Origin of the sequence: Paraburkholderia phymatum STM815, assembly GCF_000020045.1 — a bacterium.
GTDB classification, from domain to species: Bacteria; Pseudomonadota; Gammaproteobacteria; order Burkholderiales; family Burkholderiaceae; genus Paraburkholderia; species Paraburkholderia phymatum.
Genome location: NC_010623.1, coordinates 525,250 through 543,291, shown reverse-complemented (window position 1 = coordinate 543,291; position 18,042 = coordinate 525,250). Strand labels below are relative to the sequence as shown.

The 18,042-nt window shown below is 61.8% G+C and carries 15 protein-coding genes; 9 read left to right on the top strand and 6 right to left on the bottom strand.

What is annotated here, in order from left to right:
- The first annotated feature begins 184 nt into the window (after positions 1-184).
- Complete coding sequence (locus BPHY_RS18180) at positions 185-3,244, top strand: transglycosylase domain-containing protein (RefSeq protein ID WP_012402908.1); 3,060 nt, start codon at positions 185-187, stop codon at positions 3,242-3,244.
- Between the two features lie 86 nt (positions 3,245-3,330).
- Here BPHY_RS18180 and BPHY_RS18175 read toward each other — a convergent pair whose 3' ends face one another.
- From BPHY_RS18175 to BPHY_RS18160, 4 genes are all read right to left on the bottom strand, one after another.
- The gene (locus BPHY_RS18175) at positions 3,331-4,554 is read right to left on the bottom strand and encodes an ROK family transcriptional regulator (protein WP_041765051.1); all 1,224 of its coding nucleotides are present in this window, start codon (positions 4,552-4,554) and stop codon (positions 3,331-3,333) included.
- Between the two features lie 30 nt (positions 4,555-4,584).
- Entirely contained in the window at positions 4,585-5,385 is an 801-nt protein-coding gene (locus BPHY_RS18170) for an ATP-binding cassette domain-containing protein (protein WP_012402906.1), read from the bottom strand.
- A gap of 23 nt (positions 5,386-5,408) precedes the next feature.
- Complete coding sequence (locus tag BPHY_RS18165; RefSeq protein ID WP_012402905.1) at positions 5,409-6,398, bottom strand: ABC transporter permease; 990 nt, start codon at positions 6,396-6,398, stop codon at positions 5,409-5,411.
- A gap of 120 nt (positions 6,399-6,518) precedes the next feature.
- Positions 6,519-7,547 carry a sugar ABC transporter substrate-binding protein gene (locus tag BPHY_RS18160; RefSeq protein ID WP_012402904.1) on the bottom strand — a complete coding sequence of 343 codons (1,029 nt, stop codon included), beginning with the start codon at positions 7,545-7,547 and terminating at the stop codon, positions 6,519-6,521.
- A gap of 462 nt (positions 7,548-8,009) precedes the next feature.
- Between BPHY_RS18160 and BPHY_RS18155 the strand changes: the two genes are divergently transcribed.
- From BPHY_RS18155 to BPHY_RS43855, 7 genes are all read left to right on the top strand, one after another.
- Positions 8,010-8,945 carry a YihY/virulence factor BrkB family protein gene (locus tag BPHY_RS18155; RefSeq protein ID WP_012402903.1) on the top strand — a complete coding sequence of 312 codons (936 nt, stop codon included), beginning with the start codon at positions 8,010-8,012 and terminating at the stop codon, positions 8,943-8,945.
- 233 nt (positions 8,946-9,178) lie between these two features.
- Positions 9,179-11,569, top strand: coding sequence for an ATP-binding protein (locus BPHY_RS18150; protein WP_012402902.1), 2,391 nt, complete (start codon positions 9,179-9,181; stop codon positions 11,567-11,569).
- Positions 11,570-11,585: 16 nt separating this feature from the next.
- Entirely contained in the window at positions 11,586-12,326 is a 741-nt protein-coding gene (locus BPHY_RS18145; protein WP_012402901.1) for a methyl-accepting chemotaxis protein, read from the top strand.
- Positions 12,323-12,862: a hypothetical protein gene (locus tag BPHY_RS18140; protein WP_012402900.1), complete on the top strand. Its 540-nt coding sequence runs from the start codon at positions 12,323-12,325 to the stop codon at positions 12,860-12,862. Before BPHY_RS18145 ends, BPHY_RS18140 begins: the two co-directional genes overlap by 4 nt.
- A gap of 92 nt (positions 12,863-12,954) precedes the next feature.
- Complete coding sequence (locus tag BPHY_RS18135; RefSeq protein ID WP_012402899.1) at positions 12,955-13,320, top strand: response regulator; 366 nt, start codon at positions 12,955-12,957, stop codon at positions 13,318-13,320.
- Positions 13,321-13,374: 54 nt separating this feature from the next.
- Positions 13,375-13,722: a DUF4148 domain-containing protein gene (locus BPHY_RS39615; RefSeq protein WP_012402898.1), complete on the top strand. Its 348-nt coding sequence runs from the start codon at positions 13,375-13,377 to the stop codon at positions 13,720-13,722.
- 471 nt (positions 13,723-14,193) lie between these two features.
- Positions 14,194-14,769 (top strand): H-NS family nucleoid-associated regulatory protein, encoded by a 576-nt coding sequence (locus tag BPHY_RS43855; protein WP_012402897.1) that lies wholly within the window; start codon positions 14,194-14,196, stop codon positions 14,767-14,769.
- A gap of 227 nt (positions 14,770-14,996) precedes the next feature.
- On the opposite strand, the gene BPHY_RS18120 is transcribed toward BPHY_RS43855, so the two are convergent.
- Together BPHY_RS18120 and BPHY_RS18115 are read right to left on the bottom strand one after the other, a co-directional pair.
- Positions 14,997-15,257: a DUF1488 family protein gene (locus tag BPHY_RS18120; protein ID WP_012402896.1), complete on the bottom strand. Its 261-nt coding sequence runs from the start codon at positions 15,255-15,257 to the stop codon at positions 14,997-14,999.
- 218 nt (positions 15,258-15,475) lie between these two features.
- A complete protein-coding gene (locus tag BPHY_RS18115) occupies positions 15,476-16,354 on the bottom strand; it encodes a LysR family transcriptional regulator (protein WP_012402895.1) in 879 nt (292 codons plus the stop codon).
- Positions 16,355-16,476: 122 nt separating this feature from the next.
- Between BPHY_RS18115 and BPHY_RS18110 the strand changes: the two genes are divergently transcribed.
- On the top strand, positions 16,477-18,009 hold the full coding sequence (locus tag BPHY_RS18110; RefSeq protein ID WP_012402894.1) for an MFS transporter: 1,533 nt from the start codon (positions 16,477-16,479) through the stop codon (positions 18,007-18,009).
- Positions 18,010-18,042 lie beyond the last annotated feature (33 nt).

Below are 18,042 nucleotides of genomic sequence, written 5' to 3'. Positions count from 1 at the left end.
CCCGATGGCGCAATGCACGCCGGCAAAAAATGCCCGCGCTCGTCGCATGTCCGTGTCAACTGTGTTGCGTGGCGTACTCACCCGTTCAAGTCCCGGCGTTTGCGGCCCTCGCAAACGCGCGTTCCGCGTTAGACTGACAGCAGTCGACGTGAATGTGGTTAGGCATCTGCAAGGAGACGCCGCCATGAATCGGCCACTACGGTTTCCGTTACGCGCAATCGGCACCACTTCTGTCTGGAAGTGGTTCAAGTGGCTCTTTTTCGCCGCGTTTCTCGTCGCTGTTGCCTTCGGCGTGCGCTTTCTCCAGATCGAGATGGACACGTCGCGATTGCAGGCGCGCTACCTGTCCGAACTCACGCGCGACGTCGGCTTCACCGTATCGGAAGGGCCCAGCGACAACATCCGTTTTCCTACCGACGGACCTTACGACATCCGCCTCGGCTACGCGCTGCTACCCGCTTTCGAGCGCCGTCTGAAAGAGCGCGGCTTTGCCGTGGCCTCGCAGGCGCGCGATTCGGAACGCATGGCGTCACTCGCCGACGACGGCCTTTTCATTCCTTACGATGAAAAGGATCAGGCTGGCCTGACGCTCTATGACGCGACGGGCACGCGCCTGTTCGGCGCGCAATATCCCGCGCGCGTGTATGACGATTTCGAGGCGGTGCCGCCCCTCGTCGTGTCGGCGCTACTGTTCATCGAAGACCGCCATCTGCTCGATAGCGACCAGCCGAACCGTAATCCTGCGATCGACTGGGGGCGCTTCAGCCGTGCGCTGATGGATCAGGGGCTGCGGGTTTTCAACCATACCCAGCCGCAGCCAGGCGGCAGCACGCTCGCCACGCAGATCGAGAAATTCCGCCATTCGCCCGGCGGCCGCACTGCGACGCCAAAGGAAAAGCTCCGGCAGATCGCGTCGGCGTCCGTGCGCGCCTATCTCGACGGTCCGCGCACGATGCCCGCACGCGAGCAGATAGTGGTGCGCTACCTGAATTCGGTGCCGCTCGCCGCCCAGCCAGGCATCGGCGAAGTGAACGGCATCGGCGATGGACTTGCCGCCTGGTACGGCCGCGACTTCGCAGAAGTGAACCGCGTGCTGAAAGCGCCGCCGACGCCCGAGAATCTTCCTGAGCAGGGGCTTGCATTCCGTCAGGTGCTGTCGCTGATGATCGCGCAGCGCGGACCGTCGCATTTTCTGCTGCGCAAGAACGATGAACTCAATGCTCTGACGGAAAGCTATCTGCGGATCTTCGCGACGAATGGCGTGATCACGCCGCAACTGCGCGACGCCGCGCTCGCGCAACAACTCGTGCTGACACGCGCGAAGGTCGCGACGCCCGAAGGCTCGTTCATCGAGCGCAAAGCGGTGACGTCGTTGCGCACGCATCTGCTGTCGTCGCTCGGCGTGTCGAATCTGTACGACCTCGACCGGCTCGACGTTCGCGTGACGTCGACGATGAACAACCAGGTTCAGCAGGCCATCAGTGATCGTCTCGCCGCCGCCACGACCAAGGACGGCGCGCAAGCAGCGGGGCTTTATGGCTTCAACATGCTGCAGCCGAAGGACGACCCGTCGAAGATCGCGTTCAGCTTCACGCTGTTCGAAAAGCGCGACGGCGTGAACCTGTTGCGCGTGCAGACGGATAGCGTCAACCGCCCGTTCGATATCAATTCCGGCGCGCGCTTGAATCTCGGTTCGACGGCGAAGTTGCGCACGATCATCACGTATCTGCAGATCATGTCGGAACTGCATGCGCGCTATGGCCAGATGAGCGTCGATGAACTGCGCGCCGTGAAGCCCGAGCGCGAAGACGCCTTGACGCGCTGGGCGGTCGACTATTTCATGCACACCAACGACCGCTCGCTTCCGGCGATGCTCGATGCGTCGGTGGAGCGCAAGTATTCGGCAAATGCGGGCGAAACCTTTTTCACGGGAGGCGGCGCACAGACCTTCACGAACTTCGAAGCCGACGAGAACTCGCGCATCCTCACGGTGCATCAGGCTTTCCAGCATTCGGTGAATCTGGTGTTCGTGCGGATCATGCGCGACATCGTCCACTATGAAACGATCAAGACGTCTGGCCCGTCATCGCAATGGCTCAGCGATCCTGATACGCGCAAGATGTACCTGACGCGCTTCGCCGATCAGGAAAGCCGCGTGTACATGAATCGCTTCTACACGAAGTATCACGGCAAGACTCAGGACGAGATGCTTGCCGTTCTTCTGCGCGGCGTACGCAAGTCGCCTCCGAAAGTTGCGACCGTCCTGCGCAGCGTGCGGCCCGATGCACCGCAGGCGTGGTTCAACAGCCAGATGCGCGCCGCACTGAAGAACACGCCGAAAGCGAATCCGCCTGACGACGCGCTCGCGGAGCTCTATGCGAAGTATGCGATCGATAAATTCAACCTGAACGACCGCGCATACATTTCTAGCGTGCATCCGCTGGAACTGTGGCTCGTCAATTATCTACGCGAGCGTCCCGAGGCAAGTGCGAACGACGTGATGGAGGCTAGCCGCGAGGTGCGCGCCGATGCATACAAGTGGCTCTTCAAGACGCGCTATCACGCGACGCAGGATCGTCGCATTCGCCGCATGGTCGAGCAGCATGCGTACGATGCGATCGGCAAATCGTGGCAGGCGCTTGGCTATCCGTTTGCGCATCTGACGCCTTCGTATGCGGCGGCGATCGGTGCATCGGGGGACCGGCCCGCAGCGCTGGCCCAGTTGATCGGCGTGATTGCGAACAAGGGGAATCAGGCGCCGACGCAGAGCTTGAGTGAGCTTGAGTTTGCGAAGGGCACGCCGTACGAGACGCGCTTCGTGCGCGCGACGCCGCAGCCGAACGAGGCGATTTCGCCTGAGATTGCGCGGGTCGCGCAAGCCATGATGCGCGATGTCGTCGCTGGGGGAACGGCTAAGCGCCTTGCTGGTGGGATGACGTTTCCGAATGGGACGACGCTTGAGGTCTATGGCAAGACGGGGACTGGCGATCAGCGGCTCAATATCTATGCGAAGGGGCGGCGTCTGATCGAGTCGCGCAAGGTTAATCGTACGGCGACTTTTGTCTTTGCTATCGGCGATCGGTTTTTTGGCACCTTGACTGCCGTCGTGCATGAGCCTTATGCCAAGCGGTATGACTTCACCAGCGCCCTTGCAGTGCAATTGCTGAAGTCGATGGCTGCTGAATTGCAGCCCTTACTGGATCCGTCTACCGATGCGGGTGGCAGTACCACTGCGTCCCGATAGTTTTTTCGCTGGCATCCACGGTTTGTCCACGCCAGCGAAAACCCAAAAAGAACACCAGACAGCGACTAGCTGTGGCAGAAAAAAACTCACGCCATCACACCCTCCGCGGGTTTGAGAAAAAGCTCATGCACAGGCGCGAAGTGCGCATATAAAGGCAAAATCGCGCCTCCCATCGCCCGCGCATCGGCGCCAATAGTGCCTTCGAGCAATTGCGGCCTCACAATCCCTTCCCACTCGAACGAATCAAGCACCCGCTCGGTGCGGCGAATAATCTCGCGAACCAACTGACGATCAACTTCACCGTCGATAACGACGGCCTCGAGATCGAGCAAAGCGGCGGCATTGGTCAGCGCGCCAGCAATGGCAGGACAGGCGGTATCGAGCCACTGCTCGGTAAGCCGCCATAGGTCAGCCGATAACGCGCGATGATCATGCGCCGCGGCAGCCGGCGCGCCCGCATCGACCAACAGTTTCTCGAGCACGAAGCCGGACGCCGCATGCAGCAACTGCCGCGCCGGCCGCCGCGCGTTGCCGCTCATGATCGGAATCGAGCCGACAGCGCCGGCGTTATCGTGCGGGCCGCCGTGCAGGCGCCCATCGATCACCAGCCCGCCGCCGATAAACGTGCCGACGAACAGATACAGAAAGTTATGGATGCCGCGCCCCTGACCCATCACGAGCTCGGCGGCACAAGCAGCCGTTGTGTCCTTCGCGAACTCGACGGGCAAGCCCGTCATCGAAGCAATGCGCGTGCGAATGTCGATGTCGTTCCATGCGTCGAGCGCTTCAGGCGGCGCGCCGAGAAAATCCCGCCAACCCCCGAGCCAGAGCGGCGCGGCGACGCCCATGCCGACCACTTTCTCACGCCGCGCGCCGAGCGCATCGTTGATACGCGCGAGCTTGCTGTCGAGCGACGCGAACAGCGTGCGCGGGTCGGGATACGCGTATTCCTGCACTTCGCGGCAACACACGCGGCCCAGAAAATCCATCGCGAGCACATCGAGACTGCGCCGCCCGACCTTCACGCCGATCGTATAAGCGCCTTCCGCACGCAACGCGATGGGCACGGACGGCTGGCCGATGCGTCCGCGCACGCGCGCCTGTTTTTCGAGCAGGCCGTCGTCGATCAGCCGCTCGACGATCATCGACACGGTCTGCATCGACAGGCGCGTGAGCCGTCCCACGTCGGCCTTCGGCAGAGGTCCATGCAAACGGATCGCCTGCAGCACGATGCGTTCGTTGAACTGCCGCATGCCGACCTGGTTCGAGCCGACTGTGCGTTTGAGCGGTGAGCGAGTGCCCGTATCCATCGACGTCTTCTGGCTAGTGGTGCTCATGCATCACGCGATTGCGCGTACATCGGCCTGTTTCGCGCCCGTCATGATCGCAACGGCGTCCGACATGTGGATGTCGCTCTTGTTCACGAGCGCCGCCCGCCGGCCGAGCCGCTGAATGTGAATGCGGTCAGCGATCTCGAACACGTGCGGCATGTTGTGGCTGATCAGAATGACGGGCAGGCCGCGGTCGCGCACGCGCCGGATCAGTTCGAGCACCATGTTGCCTTCCTTCACGCCGAGGGCCGCCGTCGGTTCGTCGAGAATCACGACGTGCCGCGCGAACGCCGCGCTGCGCGCCACCGCGACGCCCTGACGCTGACCGCCCGACAGGGTTTCGACGGCCTGGCGCATCGAACGGATGCCGATCTGCAAGTCCTTCATTGCGTTGGTCGCTTCTTCCAGCATGCGGCGCTTGTCGATCATCTTGAAGATCTTGCCCCGCCAGCCGGGCTTGACGAGTTCGCGCGCGAGGAACAGGTTCTCCGCGATGCTCATCGCGGGCGCGACGGCGAGATCCTGATAGACGGTCTCGATGCCTTGCTGGCGCGCGTCGATCGGGCTGCGGAACTTGACGGGCTTGCCGTCGAGCAGCAGTTCGCCTTCGTCGGGGACCAGCGCGCCGGACAGCGCCTTGATCAGCGACGACTTGCCCGCGCCGTTGTCGCCGATCACGGCCATGATTTCGCCCGGCATCACTTCAAAGTCGCAGCCATCGAGTGCGGTGACGTGGCCGTAGCGCTTGATCAGTCCACGTGCCTGCAGAACAGCGGTCTTGCCGTTGGCGGAAGAGGGGGATGTCGACATGACAGGCTCCTTCGAATATCGAATCAACGTGCGCCACGGCGCGACAGTTTGTCGGCGGCGACTGCGAGAATCACGAGAATGCCGGTGATGAGCACCTGGTACACCGACGACACGCCCATCAGCGTCAAGCCATTGCGGAACACGCCGACGATCAATGCGCCCAGCAGCGTGCCTGCAATCGAGCCGCGTCCGCCGAACAGGCTCGTGCCGCCCAGCACGACAGCCGTGATGCTGTCGAGGTTTTCCGTCTGGCCCGCTTGCGGATCGCCGACCCCCGTGCGCGACACGGCCAGCAGTGCGGCGATGCCGTAGATCGCACCCGACAGCGTGTAGACGGTGATCAGGATGCGCTGCGCGGAAAGGCCCATCAGGCGCGCGGCTTCGGGGTTGTTGCCGAGTGCGTAGAGATGGCGGCCTGGCACGGTGTCGCGCAGCACGAACCACGTCGCGAGGTACATCAGCAGCGTGAGCACGGTGCCGTACGTGACGGTTGCGGGTCCGAGATTGAACGTGTTGCCGAAGAACATGATCGCGTCGGGCAGATTCGATACGCTCTCAGCGTTCGAATAGATCTGCGTGACGGCGAATGCAATATTCAGCGTGCCCAGTGTGACGATGAACGCGGGCAGCTTGATGCGCGTGATGAGCACGCCGTTCAGCAGACCAAACAGCGTGCTCGCGCCGACGCCGCACACGATCGCGATCACCGGCGGGACGCCCATCACGACGGCGAACTTTGTCATCACGATCGAGCCGAGCGCCATCACCATCCCGCACGACAGATCGATGCCGCCCGTCAGTACGATGAGTGTCTGGCCGATCGCTATGACGGCGACCACCATGGTCTGCTGAAGGATCAGCGACAGGTTCTGGAACGATAGAAAACGGTTGCTCTGCGAGATGAAGAAGATGCACGCGATCACGAGTGCGATCAACGGGCCCGCTTCTGCAAGCGTCGGCAGATGATCCGCCAACCGGCGGTGGCTGTGAGCGGGAACGGTGGGAGTCGACATGATGTGTTTCCTCGAAGCGATGCATGATCCGCACAAGGCGAACTTCATGCGGGAGAACTCGCGGAGATGCGCGCCGCGCGCATCTCCGTTTGCTGCACGATTACTGCATCAGTTGCGCGCTTACTTGTTGCCCCAACAGTTGTCGAGGCCGAACTTCGTGTCCTTACTGTCGACGCCGTTCTGCGGCTTGTCGGTGATCAGCGTGACGCCCGTGTCGTGATAGCCGGTCGCCTTCTTGCCCGTCTTTGCGTACTCGACGCCTGCTTCGACACCGAGCGACGCCATCTTCAGCGGGTACTGCTGCGACGTCGCGGCGATTGCGCCGGCTTTCACGTTGCGCACGCCTTCGCAGCCGCCGTCGATGGACACGATCATCACGCTCTTTTCCTTGCCTGCGCTTTTCAGCGCGCGATACGCGCCCGCTGCTGCCGGCTCGTTGATCGTGTACACGACGTTGATGTCGGGTGACTTCTGCAGGCAGTTTTCCATTGCCGTCTGGCCCTTCGACTGATCGCCGCGCGTGTCCTGGCTGCACACGATCGACGGGTCGCCTTCCTTCACGCCCATGCCCTGCAGGAAGCCGTTGTGACGCAGCACGCCGACGGAGACGCCGGGCGCGAGATCGAGCGTCGCGATCTTCGCGGGCTTGCCGCCGAGCGCGGCCTTCGCGTACTGGCCGATCAGCACGCCTGCCTTGAAGTTGTCGGTGGCGAAGAGGGCGTCGGTGGCGTCCTGCGGGTCCGTCGGCGTGTCGAGGGCAATGACGAGTGCGCCTGCCGCGCGCGCCTTCTTGATGCTCGGCACGATCGCCTTCGTGTCGCTCGGCGTAATCAGGATCGCCTTCGCGCCCGCGGTGATCATGTTCTCGATGGCCGTGACCTGCGCCGCGTTATCGCCGTCGAACTTGCCGGCCGCCGTCACCAGCTTCGCGCCGTCTTTTTGCGCGGCGGCCTCCGCACCCTGCTTCATCTTCACGAAGAACGGATTGGTATCCGTTTTCGTGATCAGGCCGACGACAGGCTGGTCAGCGGCGAGACTCGCGCCGGCGCACCACAGCGCGGATGCCGCGATACACGCAGCGGCGACGCCCTTGACGACGGGCTGCAGGTTGGACGCGCGGCGCTGTGGCCTGCGGGAAATCGGGTTCATGGACGCTCCTCCGGATGATTGGCAACGACGTTGTGTCAGCGGTCGATTCAGCGGCTTGCGTGTGCGCTGATCGCGCCTCTTGTGCATTCGCCGGACTTCGGAGCGCCGGCGACGCGGGCCTTACTAAATCAAGTTGTTTTAGTTAGTACAGCAGTGCCCGCGCCGAAAATCAAGCTCAGGTCTTGCTGCGGTGCATGCAGAACGGCGCGCCCGGATCTCACGCAAAGCCATGCTGGACAAAGGTTTGCGCCGCTCATCCGACACTGCTGCGGAACTGCGCGATTGGGGTAAATCAGGAGGGCGCGCGCCGGCCGACTAAGTTCTTTTGCTCTATTAATGGGCAAATGATCGGCTAGTTTGCGTCGCGGCTGTCGCTATTGGTGTTATTGGCGGCGTCGCCGGGACCGTTGCTTGCTTGCCCGTTGCAGAGGTCCGGGCGCAGCGACGCGAGCGGAGGTTGACGTGGAGAGCGTGAAGAGGGCACAGAGTCGGTCACACAACCGAGCGCTGGTTTTCGTCGCAACGCATCCCGCGCGGTTCGCATTGCAGGTGATCAAGGCCTTCCGGAAGAATCAGGGCCTCCTGCTCGCTGGCGCCATTGCGTACTATGCGCTGCTGTCCATCGTGCCGCTGCTGATTCTCGTCGCGATCGCGTTCAGTCATTTCGTCGGCGAGAAGCTCTTGCTCGATACGCTCACGCGTCTGCTCGAATGGCTGGTGCCGGGGCAGTCGCGTGCGATCGTCAACGAACTGGCCAACTTTCTTGCGCATCGCTCGGTGATCGGCTGGTTCCTCGTCGTGACGATGATCTTCTTCAGCTCGCTTGCGTTCACGGTGCTTGAGAATGCGCTGTCGATCATCTTCGTGCATCGCGTGGCGATCCGGCGCAGGCACTTTCTTCTCTCGGCGATCCTGCCGTATCTGTTCAGTCTGTCGCTCGGTATCGGCGTGCTGCTAGTCACACTCGTGTCGAGCAGTCTTCAGGCCGTCGCGAGCGACAGCGTTGTGTTGTTCGGTCATGTAATCCCGCTGACGGGTGCGACGCGCGTCGTGCTGTATCTGTTCGGTCTCGCCGGCGAGATTTTCGTGCTGACGGCGATCTATCTGGTGATCCCCGTGGGCCGCACGACGTTGCGGCACGCACTCTTCGGCGCGGTGGCGGCCGCCGTGTTATGGGAAATCACGCGGCGCGTGCTGGTGTGGTACTTCGCGACGCTGTCGCAGGTGAGCGTCGTGTACGGATCGCTGACGACGGCGATCGTCGTGCTGTTCAGTCTCGAGGCGCTGGCCACGCTGATGCTGTTCGGTGCGCAACTGATCGCGGAATACGAGCGCCTCAATGCGGCTCCGAAAGAACCTGCCGCTCAGCCTTTCGTCACGAGTGAGATAAGAAAATGAAAGGACGTGACGAGGTCGCATCGAAAAGATGCGCGCCGGTTAACGGCACTCAGCACGAGAACTTTAGTGTTGTTAGCTGACATGTTCTATTGTGTCTTGCATTCACCGGAAGAATGCACGGCGGTCACAGCTTCGTCATGACCCGCCGACGATAATCCCGTCGCCCGGCACTTTTGACAAATCAGAGCGGGCTGCACTGCCGCACAGCAGTGACAGACCACGGGGAAAACCACATGACCATCCGTCACCGCATCACTCTACTGGTGGTGTTGATGCTGGTCGCCTTGTCGGCGATCGGCGGATACGCTGTCTATCAGACTCGCGGCAGCGCCGCCGACGTCAAGCAGGTCACGCAGGGCGTCGTGCCGAGCGCACTCGCTTCCGCCGATCTCGTTTCGCAGGTCAAGGACGTGCAGCTCGCGACAATGACTCTCGTCTACGCACCCGACGCAAACTTGGTCGAGCAGGCGCAAAAAGAACTCGCGGCGAAACAGAAGTCGCTGGGCGCAGCACTGGACATGCAAGCCAAAGCGGCCGCGAGCCACGCGCAGGAAGGGCTGGTCACGCAGGCGCGCGACAGCCTCGCGAATTACTTCTCGGCGATCAACGACACCGCGAAGATGAAGGCCGAAGGCAAGAACGATCTCGCGCAAGCGTATCTGTTCGCGAACGTCGCGCAATATCGCGACGAACTGGAAGGTATCGTCGAAACGCTGCGCATTGAAAAGAACCGCCAGAAAGACGAAGCCATCGATGCGCTCAACACCGGCCTCGCGACAACGACCACGGCGATCGGCAGCGCATCGGGCGCGGCGATTCTGGTGCTGATCGCAATCGGCTTGCTGTTGTATCGCCAGATCACGCGGCCGCTGTCGCGGATGCAGGAAATGATGAGCGAGATCGCATCGAGCCAGGATTTCACGCGCCGCGTGCCCGTGGGGCGCATGGATGAAATCGGCCATTCGATCGTCGCGTTCAACGGCATGATCGAGAAGATCCAGCAAAGCTCCGCGCAGCTCAAGCAGAAGACGGCGGACATTCAGGCGATGTTGCAAAACATGCAGCAAGGCATTCTGACGGTGGTCGACGGCGCGGTGATTCACTCGGAGTACTCGGCCTATCTCGAAGCGATCTTCGAAACGAAAGACATTGCGAACCGCCCGCTAATGGATCTCGTGTTTGCGGGCAGCGACCTCGGTTCAGATACGGTGTCTCAAGTCGAAGCGGCGGTGCTCGCGTGTCTCGGCGAGGACAGTATCAACTTCGAATTCAACCAGCATCTGCTCGTCAACGAACTGACGCGCACGATGCCCGACGGCCGCGAGAAGACGCTCGATGTGAGCTGGTCCGCGATCACCGACGAAAGCGACACGGTGATGCGCCTGATGCTGTGCGTGCGCGACGTAACGGAGCTGCGCCGGCTCGCCGCCGAAGCAGGGGAGCAGAAGCGCCGGCTCGAAATGATCGGCGAGATTCTCGCCGTCAACGAAGAGAAGTTCCATCACTTCGTCGACAGCGCGACGGGCTTCATCAACGAGAACGAACGCATCATTCGCCAGCACACGCATGCCGACGGTTCCGCCGTTGCCGAACTGTTCCGCAACATGCACACGATCAAAGGCAATGCGCGAACCTATAGTCTGCAGCATCTGACCAGCATCGTTCATGATACGGAGCAGCGTTACGACGCGTTGCGCCGACCCGAGTCGGCGCACGAGTGGGACCAGGAAGTGTTGATGGCCGAACTCGCTCGCGTGAAAGAAGCGTTGCAACACTACGCGACGATCAACGAAGTAAGCCTCGGCCGTCGAAAGGCGGGGCGCGTCCACAGCGCGGAACGCTATCTGGTGGTGGATCGGGATCACATTCAGGAAAGCCTGCGTCTGCTCGATGCAGCAAATCCCGCCGACATGCGCGATCTGCTGAGGGCGCGCGACGCCGTACGCAGAACCTTGCGTCTGCTCGGCACGGAGAAGTTGGAAGATGCGCTGGCGGGCGTGCTTCAATCGCTGCCGTCTCTGGCCGCCGAACTCGGCAAGGTTGCGCCCCAAGTGCGTATCGACGACAACGGCTACCGCGTTCGCTCGCAGGCGGGCGCCACGCTCAAGAACGTGTTCATGCATCTCCTGCGCAATGCGGTCGATCACGGCATCGAGTCCATCGAACAGCGCATCGCATTCGGCAAGCCGCAAGCAGGCGTGATCGAGATTGAAGTGGGCGTCGCGGAAGGCGCGTTGCAGATCACGCTGAGCGACGACGGACGCGGCCTCGCGCTGTCACGCATTCGCGGCATCGCTGCCGATCGCGGCTGGCTGCAGCCCGATTCGCAAATGAGCGACGAAGCCATCGCGGAGTTCATCTTCCGTCCCGGCTTTTCGACAGCGCAGAACGTGACGGAAGTCTCGGGGCGCGGCGTCGGCATGGATGCTGTGCGCGACTTCATCCGGCGCGAAGGCGGCCGCATCGAATTGCGCTTCACCGACGATCGTGCGGGAGCGGACTTCCGCCAGTTCCAGACGATCGTCTATCTGCCTGAGAACTGTGCCGTCGATAGCGTCGGCACATCGATGCAGGACGCCGAGAAGACAGTGAGTTCGATTCAGGCGAACGCTCATTCCGAATAGCACGACGGGGATAGTTGTGGTCGATCAGTATGTGATTGCGGCAGCGGTGGCGGGCAGCGCGGTGGGCGCGCTGGCGGCTCTATACGCGCATCGTTGGTGGTACGGAAGAAGGGCAGTCGCGCTGCAGGCAACGGTGCTCGACTCACACAACGAGGCGCTCGCGCAGGCCGAAGCGCGTCACGCGGGCGAGATCCGCCAGCACGAGCAGCGGGCGCACGAACTGCACGCGCTCGTCGAGACCTTGCGCGACGATGTCGCGCAGCAGTCGCAGTCGGCGGAAGAGGCGCGAACTGCATTGAACGCTTTGCAGCAGCACAGGGACGAATGGCTGCAGCAGGCCAGGCGCCTCGCGACGGAAGCCGGACGTCTGCGGCACCTGTCGACCACGTTCGAGCGCTGGCACGAGCAGATGATTTCGCTGATGTCGCAGAACCACGACATGCACGCCAAGAACAACGAGTTGTCTTCGATCGTGCGTCACGTGCTGATCGTATCGCTGAACGCATCGATCGAAGCCGCACGCGCAGGTGCGGCGGGGCGCGGCTTTTCGATCGTCGCGAGCGAAGTGCGCACGCTCGCGGCGCGCTCGCAGGAACTGTCGAAGAGCTATCACGACAGCCTCAACCGCAACGACCTCATCACGACGGCGACGTTCCAGGACATTCAGGCAGGCGGCAAGATGATTGCAGCGTCGCTGGCGAGCGTGGAGTCGCTTGCCGGTCAGATTCAATCCCGGTTAGAGCAGGCGACGACGTGATCAGTCAGCAAGCGAAAGAAAGCATCGAGCGGATCTTTTTGCATTCCGCGCGTACGCGTTTGCCGATCGACTCCGCCGACGCATGCGCGATCGCGCCGCTCGACGCACAGCATGCGAACGAAGCACTGGCGGCCCATATTGTCGTGTTGACGATTTCGTCGATCGCCTTCCGCTTTTTGCTCGTCCTGCATTTCGACGACGACAAGACAACCCGCGACTATTACCTGCGCGAGTCGGAAGACCGGTCATTGGCGGAAGCACTGATGGAAGTCGGCAATCTGTGTTGTGGCGCGATCAATCAGAAGATGGTCGAGTTCTTTCCGGATCTCGGCATGTCGACGCCTTATCAGTTGAGCGGTGCGTGCGTGCCGTATCTGACGGAGTTGAAGCCGGACTATCTCGCGGCTTTTCGCGTGACCATCGGCGCAAACGTACAACTGGGTGCGACGCTTTGCGTATGTGCTAGCTCACACGTCGATTTCGTCGCCTCTATCGATGAAGCGGAAGAAAGCACGGGTGAGCTCGAACTTTTCTAACTCGCTTCAATACTTTTGAACGCTTCCGGCGCAATGCGCGGAGAGCGAATTTTCAATCAATGCGCCGCTCGACTGGCGCTACGGGGTAAGCAATGGCAAAGGTTCTGGTAGTAGACGATTCGAGTACGGTTCGCGATGAAGTCGCGGGCTTTCTGAGGAAGAACGGCCTCGATGTCGACACGGCTGTCGACGGCAAGGACGGATTGGCGAAGCTGAAGGCCTCGCCGGGCATCCGTCTCGTGGTCAGCGACGTCAACATGCCGAACATGGACGGCCTGACGATGGCGGAGAAGATTCGCGGCGAACTGTCGAACGCAAGCGTCAACATCATCATGTTGACGACGGAAAGCAGTCCCGCGATGAAGGAGCGCGGCAAGGCCGCCGGCGTGAAAGGGTGGATTGTGAAGCCGTTCAAGGGCGATGCCGTGCTCGAAACGTTCCGTAAGCTGGCTAGCTAAGGGGGTGCTAACGGCGTGCTAACGGAAGCTACGGCGCCGCGCCGTCGCGCCTAAGTGCGCGACGGCCCCGTTTGCCTTGAAGGGACTTCGCAGCGTTTCTGTTGCCGCATTGCACTGAACAAAGAGCCCCTCACGCGCGCGCAAGTTCGCGAAGAACTCGTGCAATTGCATGACGCCGGTTATAGCCCGCTGGACGATCGCAATAGCTACCCGACGGACATCCCAGAATGCCGAGGCCCGCATCGCGGCTCAACAAGCCGCGTCGTCGCAGCAAAGCGGATATGGCAGCGCGTCGAATGGCGCGTCGCAGGCGGGTGTGCGCAGGGATGCGGACGGCATTGCGTTCGCGCATCATTGACTGCGTGCTGGTTGGCGCACGAGCGTGTATTGCGAGTGCCCTGACTGAAAACCATACCGATTCAAATGAGAGCCGGGTGCTGCCGCGTGCGGCCCCGGCTCTTTCTTGCGTGCGTCCTGTTCTCGATTAGCATGCGTCGTGGGTCACGCGGATGCTCAGCCGAGTGCCGCCATTTGGGACAAAAAAGAAGCGGCGACCATGAATTTTTGTCTTCCGCCTCTATCGCCATCGACTATCTGGAAACAGAAAGCGGGTGCTCTATTCTTGTATACGTCAGCGCTCTGCGACCGGTAAAAGCGCTAATGTCTTATGGATCGCGCGAGTAGTCGGATTATCAACGCCAATGCAAGTCTTTTGACATTTTGGGTGTTTGATCTGAAGACCTGGCATTGACATCCGGGTCGCAGTCCCCGGTCCGACAAAGGAGAGCGGCCGTCTTTTCATGTAATAGTTGAACTCTAGCCATATATAATCGGTCCGTGGCATAGTGCCGGTAACTTCAAAGGAGTTTCAATATGGCTACACTGGAAGCACTTCAGGCAAGGATAAAAAAGCTTCAGGCCCAGGCAGAAGCCATCGTGTCGAAAAAGTCGACGGCGGCGCTAGAAACCATTCGCGCGCTAATGGCAAAGCACGATCTGACGACTGCCGATATCGACGCGCACTTGGGCCATAAGAAGCGTGGCCGTCCTGCGCTGAAATCGGCAGGCGTGCAGAAGAAGGGCGTGGCCCGGTATATCGATCCGAAGACGGGAGCGACGTGGACGGGTCATGGCCGTGCGCCGGCCTGGATCGCGGGTGCGAAAGACCGTTCGAAGTACCTGGTAGCTGGCGCATCGGTACCCGCTGCGACGCACGCCGCCGTGAAGGGCGGGACGGGCAATGGCCAGCCCAAGGGTCCGCAACCCGCGAAGTATCGCCATCCCGAGACGGGCGCGACGTGGAGCGGCCGCGGTCCCGCGCCGGCGTGGCTGGCAGGCGAGAAGGACCGTAACAAATTCCTGATCGCGGGTGCCAATGCCGCCGGCACGAATGGTATTGCCCGAAAGAAGACGACAGCGAAAAAGGCGGGAAGAAAGGCGCGCGCATAAGCGGCCTGAGCGAGGAGAAAGGGGGCGAGCGTGCTGTCTGGCCTCTTTTCTTTTCTCGTGCCGTTTCGACTCGCTGTCACTATGCCGCTATAGCCTCGATGCCGTTGCGCTGCGACTCATGAAGCCGGGCAATCGAACGAAGCATCTGCGTGGGCTTGCCGCTTGTTTGCGGCATCACGCGCGCCGTCCTTGCCATCCGGCGCACGTTATACCTCTTTCAACGCCCCTCAATGAAAGTCGCGAGTCTCCAGCTCGACCGACTGTCCCCCATTTCGTTGCAGCACGCGCCGGGCTGCGTCTTCGATTTTCCTGCGATTACCTTCGAACGCCGCGATCAGATCGTGCGACGACGTGCCCGTGTTGCCAAAGTGGTCGTTCAGGGCGTCGATTGATACGCTGCACCATACCTCTTTTCCTTCGACGGTCGCTTCGAATGCGACTCGCGATGCGGCCACGACGTGCCGGCGGCTGGTGAATTCGATGGTCATTTGATTTCTCCGTGAGTGCCAGATGAAATTCACGAACGCTCAGAGGCGCCGGCCTTCCCGGGCGATAGTCTCGCGCTTCTGGGCCACACGGCCAGCGGTGGGCGTTCGCTTCGGTGCTGTGGAGCAAGGATCGATCCAGTCACGGCCCGCGAAACGTGTCGGGCGCGATGGGACCGTTATCCCATGATAGGTCGCGAACGGCGCAAAAGCCCGCGAAACTACTGATCCGGCGCACCCGTGATCTGCGCGATGAGCTTTTTCGTGGCGGGCGCATGTTCGAATTTGCGGAAGACGGCCGCGACTTCGGAAACGATCGGCTCGCCCGCGAGCGTCTTGAAGACCACATTCGGCAGATTGACGACGCGTGTCAGCAGATTGGGCACGACGGCAACGCCGACGCCTACGGAAACCTGCGTCAACACGGCCAGCAGCGAGCCAGGCGTGCTGACGATGCGCGGACTGAAGCGGCCGCGCCGCGCGACCTCGCGCGTGCCAAGATCCTGCTCCGGCACGACGAAGCTTTCACCTGCGAGCCAACGCGCCTTGACCGGCCCGGGGACAGCCGCCAGCGAATGCTCGGCGGGCAAGGCCACGCAAAAGGCATCGCGAACCAGCACATGCGCGCGCAGCGCCGGCGGCAGATCGACGGGCAGACGCACGAACGCGATGTCGACACGGCCTTCTTCGAGAAGCGCGGGCAGTTCGCCCATCGGATGCTCGGTTGCCTGCACGAGCACGTTCGGCCGCGACTTGCGGAACGCGCGAAGCTGTTTTTGCAACACCCCGGAAAAAGCCGCCGAGCCGACGTAGCCGATACGGATACGCCCCAGTTCGCCGCGTCCGGCGCGCTCGCCCACGTTCACTGTGCGCTCGAACTGTGCGATGGTCTCGCGCGCTTCGGCAAGAAACGCTTCGCCGGCAGACGTCAACGCGACGGAGCGGCGGGTGCGCCGAAACAGTTGCGCCTGCAAGGCGCGCTCCATCGCCTGGATTTGCACGGTGAGCGTTGGCGGTGCGATGCCGAGTGCTTCCGCGGCCTGTCCGAAATGTAGCCGTTCGGCGACCGCGACGAAGTAACGAAGATGCCTGAGTTCCATCGGATCTCGATGCCGCCTGTTAGTTTTGACCTAATTATATCGATGTGATCCCGCAATGTGCGGAACAGGAAAAACTGTTGGAATGCAGCCTTTCGTTGTCTCTGCCTTTTCGCCGGACCCTTATGATGAGTTCGATTTCCACGTCTCGATCCGCCTCTCACGGCACGCCGCTGTTGCTCATTGCGTCGATGGGCTGCGCGATGACGGTGCTCGACACTAACGTGGTCGGCATTGTGCTGCCTGGTATCGCGCGCGACCTGAATGCTTCGTTCGCCGATATCGAATGGGTGATCAGCGCCTACGTGCTTTGTTTTGCCGCGCTGTTGTTGCCGGCCGGTTCGCTTGCCGACCGCTATGGCCGCAAGCGAGTGTTTCTGCTGGGCATTGCGCTGTTCGCCGCGGCCTCGCTCGCATGCAGCGTCGTGCGTAGCGCGACGTTGCTCTACATCGCGCGTTCCGCGCAAGGCGTTGGCGCCGCCTTCCTGCTCGCACCTGCACTCGCGATCATCGGTCACGCGTTTCATCACGAGCACGAACGCACACGAGCGTGGGCCGTGTGGGGTGGCATCATGGGGCTGACGATGGTGCTGTCGCCGCTGATCGGCGGCCTGATCAGCGCATGGCTCGGCTGGCGTTGGGCGTTTGCGATCAATGTGCCCATTTGCGGGCTGCTGGCGACAGGCGTAGTGCGCATCGTCGACGAGTCGCGCGATCCGACGACGCGTGCGCTGGATCTGCCTGGTATCGCGCTTTTTGCGGCCGCGATGTTTTCACTGACGTGGGCGCTGATTCTCGGCCCCGAGCATGGATGGTTCAGCGCAGCGGTTGCGTTGCGCGCCTGCGCCGGTGTGGTTCTGTTCGCGCTGTTTGTATGGATGGAACGCCGGCGCGCGCATCCGATGCTCGACCTTGCGCTGTTTCGTTCGCTGCCTTTTGTCGGCGCGATCGTGGCGATGTTCGCTTATGCATCGTCCGCGCAAGTGATGGCGTCGCTGTTGCCGCTCTTTCTTCAGAATGCGCACGGCGAGACCGCGCTGAGCGCCGGCGTGGGCATGCTGCCGTTTGCGCTGGCGATGCTGCTCTTGCCGCAGTTGGGGCGCAAGCTCGCGGAGCGGATGGATTCGCGCCAGATTCTGACGCTTGGCCTCGCGGTCGTTGCGTGCGGCAATCTCGCGATGACGCTCGCGGCGCGCAGCACCGATCACGTATGGCTGATGGTAGCGATGGCCTTGCTCGGCAGCGGCGGCGGCTTGCTGAATGGAGAAACGCAAAAGGCGATCATGGGCACGGTGCCGCGCGAACGGGCGGGCATGGCGTCGGGTATCAGCACGACGTCGCGCTTCACGGGGATCCTGCTCGGTTTTTCCGGACTCGGCGCCGTGCTCGCAGAGGGCGTGCGTTCGACGTTGACGGCACGGATGGCGCAGACACATCTGCCCTTCATACATGGCTTTGCGGAGCGTGTGATGGCAGGCGACTTCGCGCGTGCATTCGCGCTGTACCCGCCGGCGTCGTTCGATGCTCTCGTCGATGTTGCACGTTCGAGCTACGGCGAAGGATTCGCGCATGCCTTCTACGCAGCGGCGAGCGTCGCGGCCGTTTCTGCAGCGATCGTGTTTCTGTCGATGAGACGCAAGACAGGTCAATCGGGTTGATTGAGCACGCGTGGTCCGATTAGTATAAAAAGC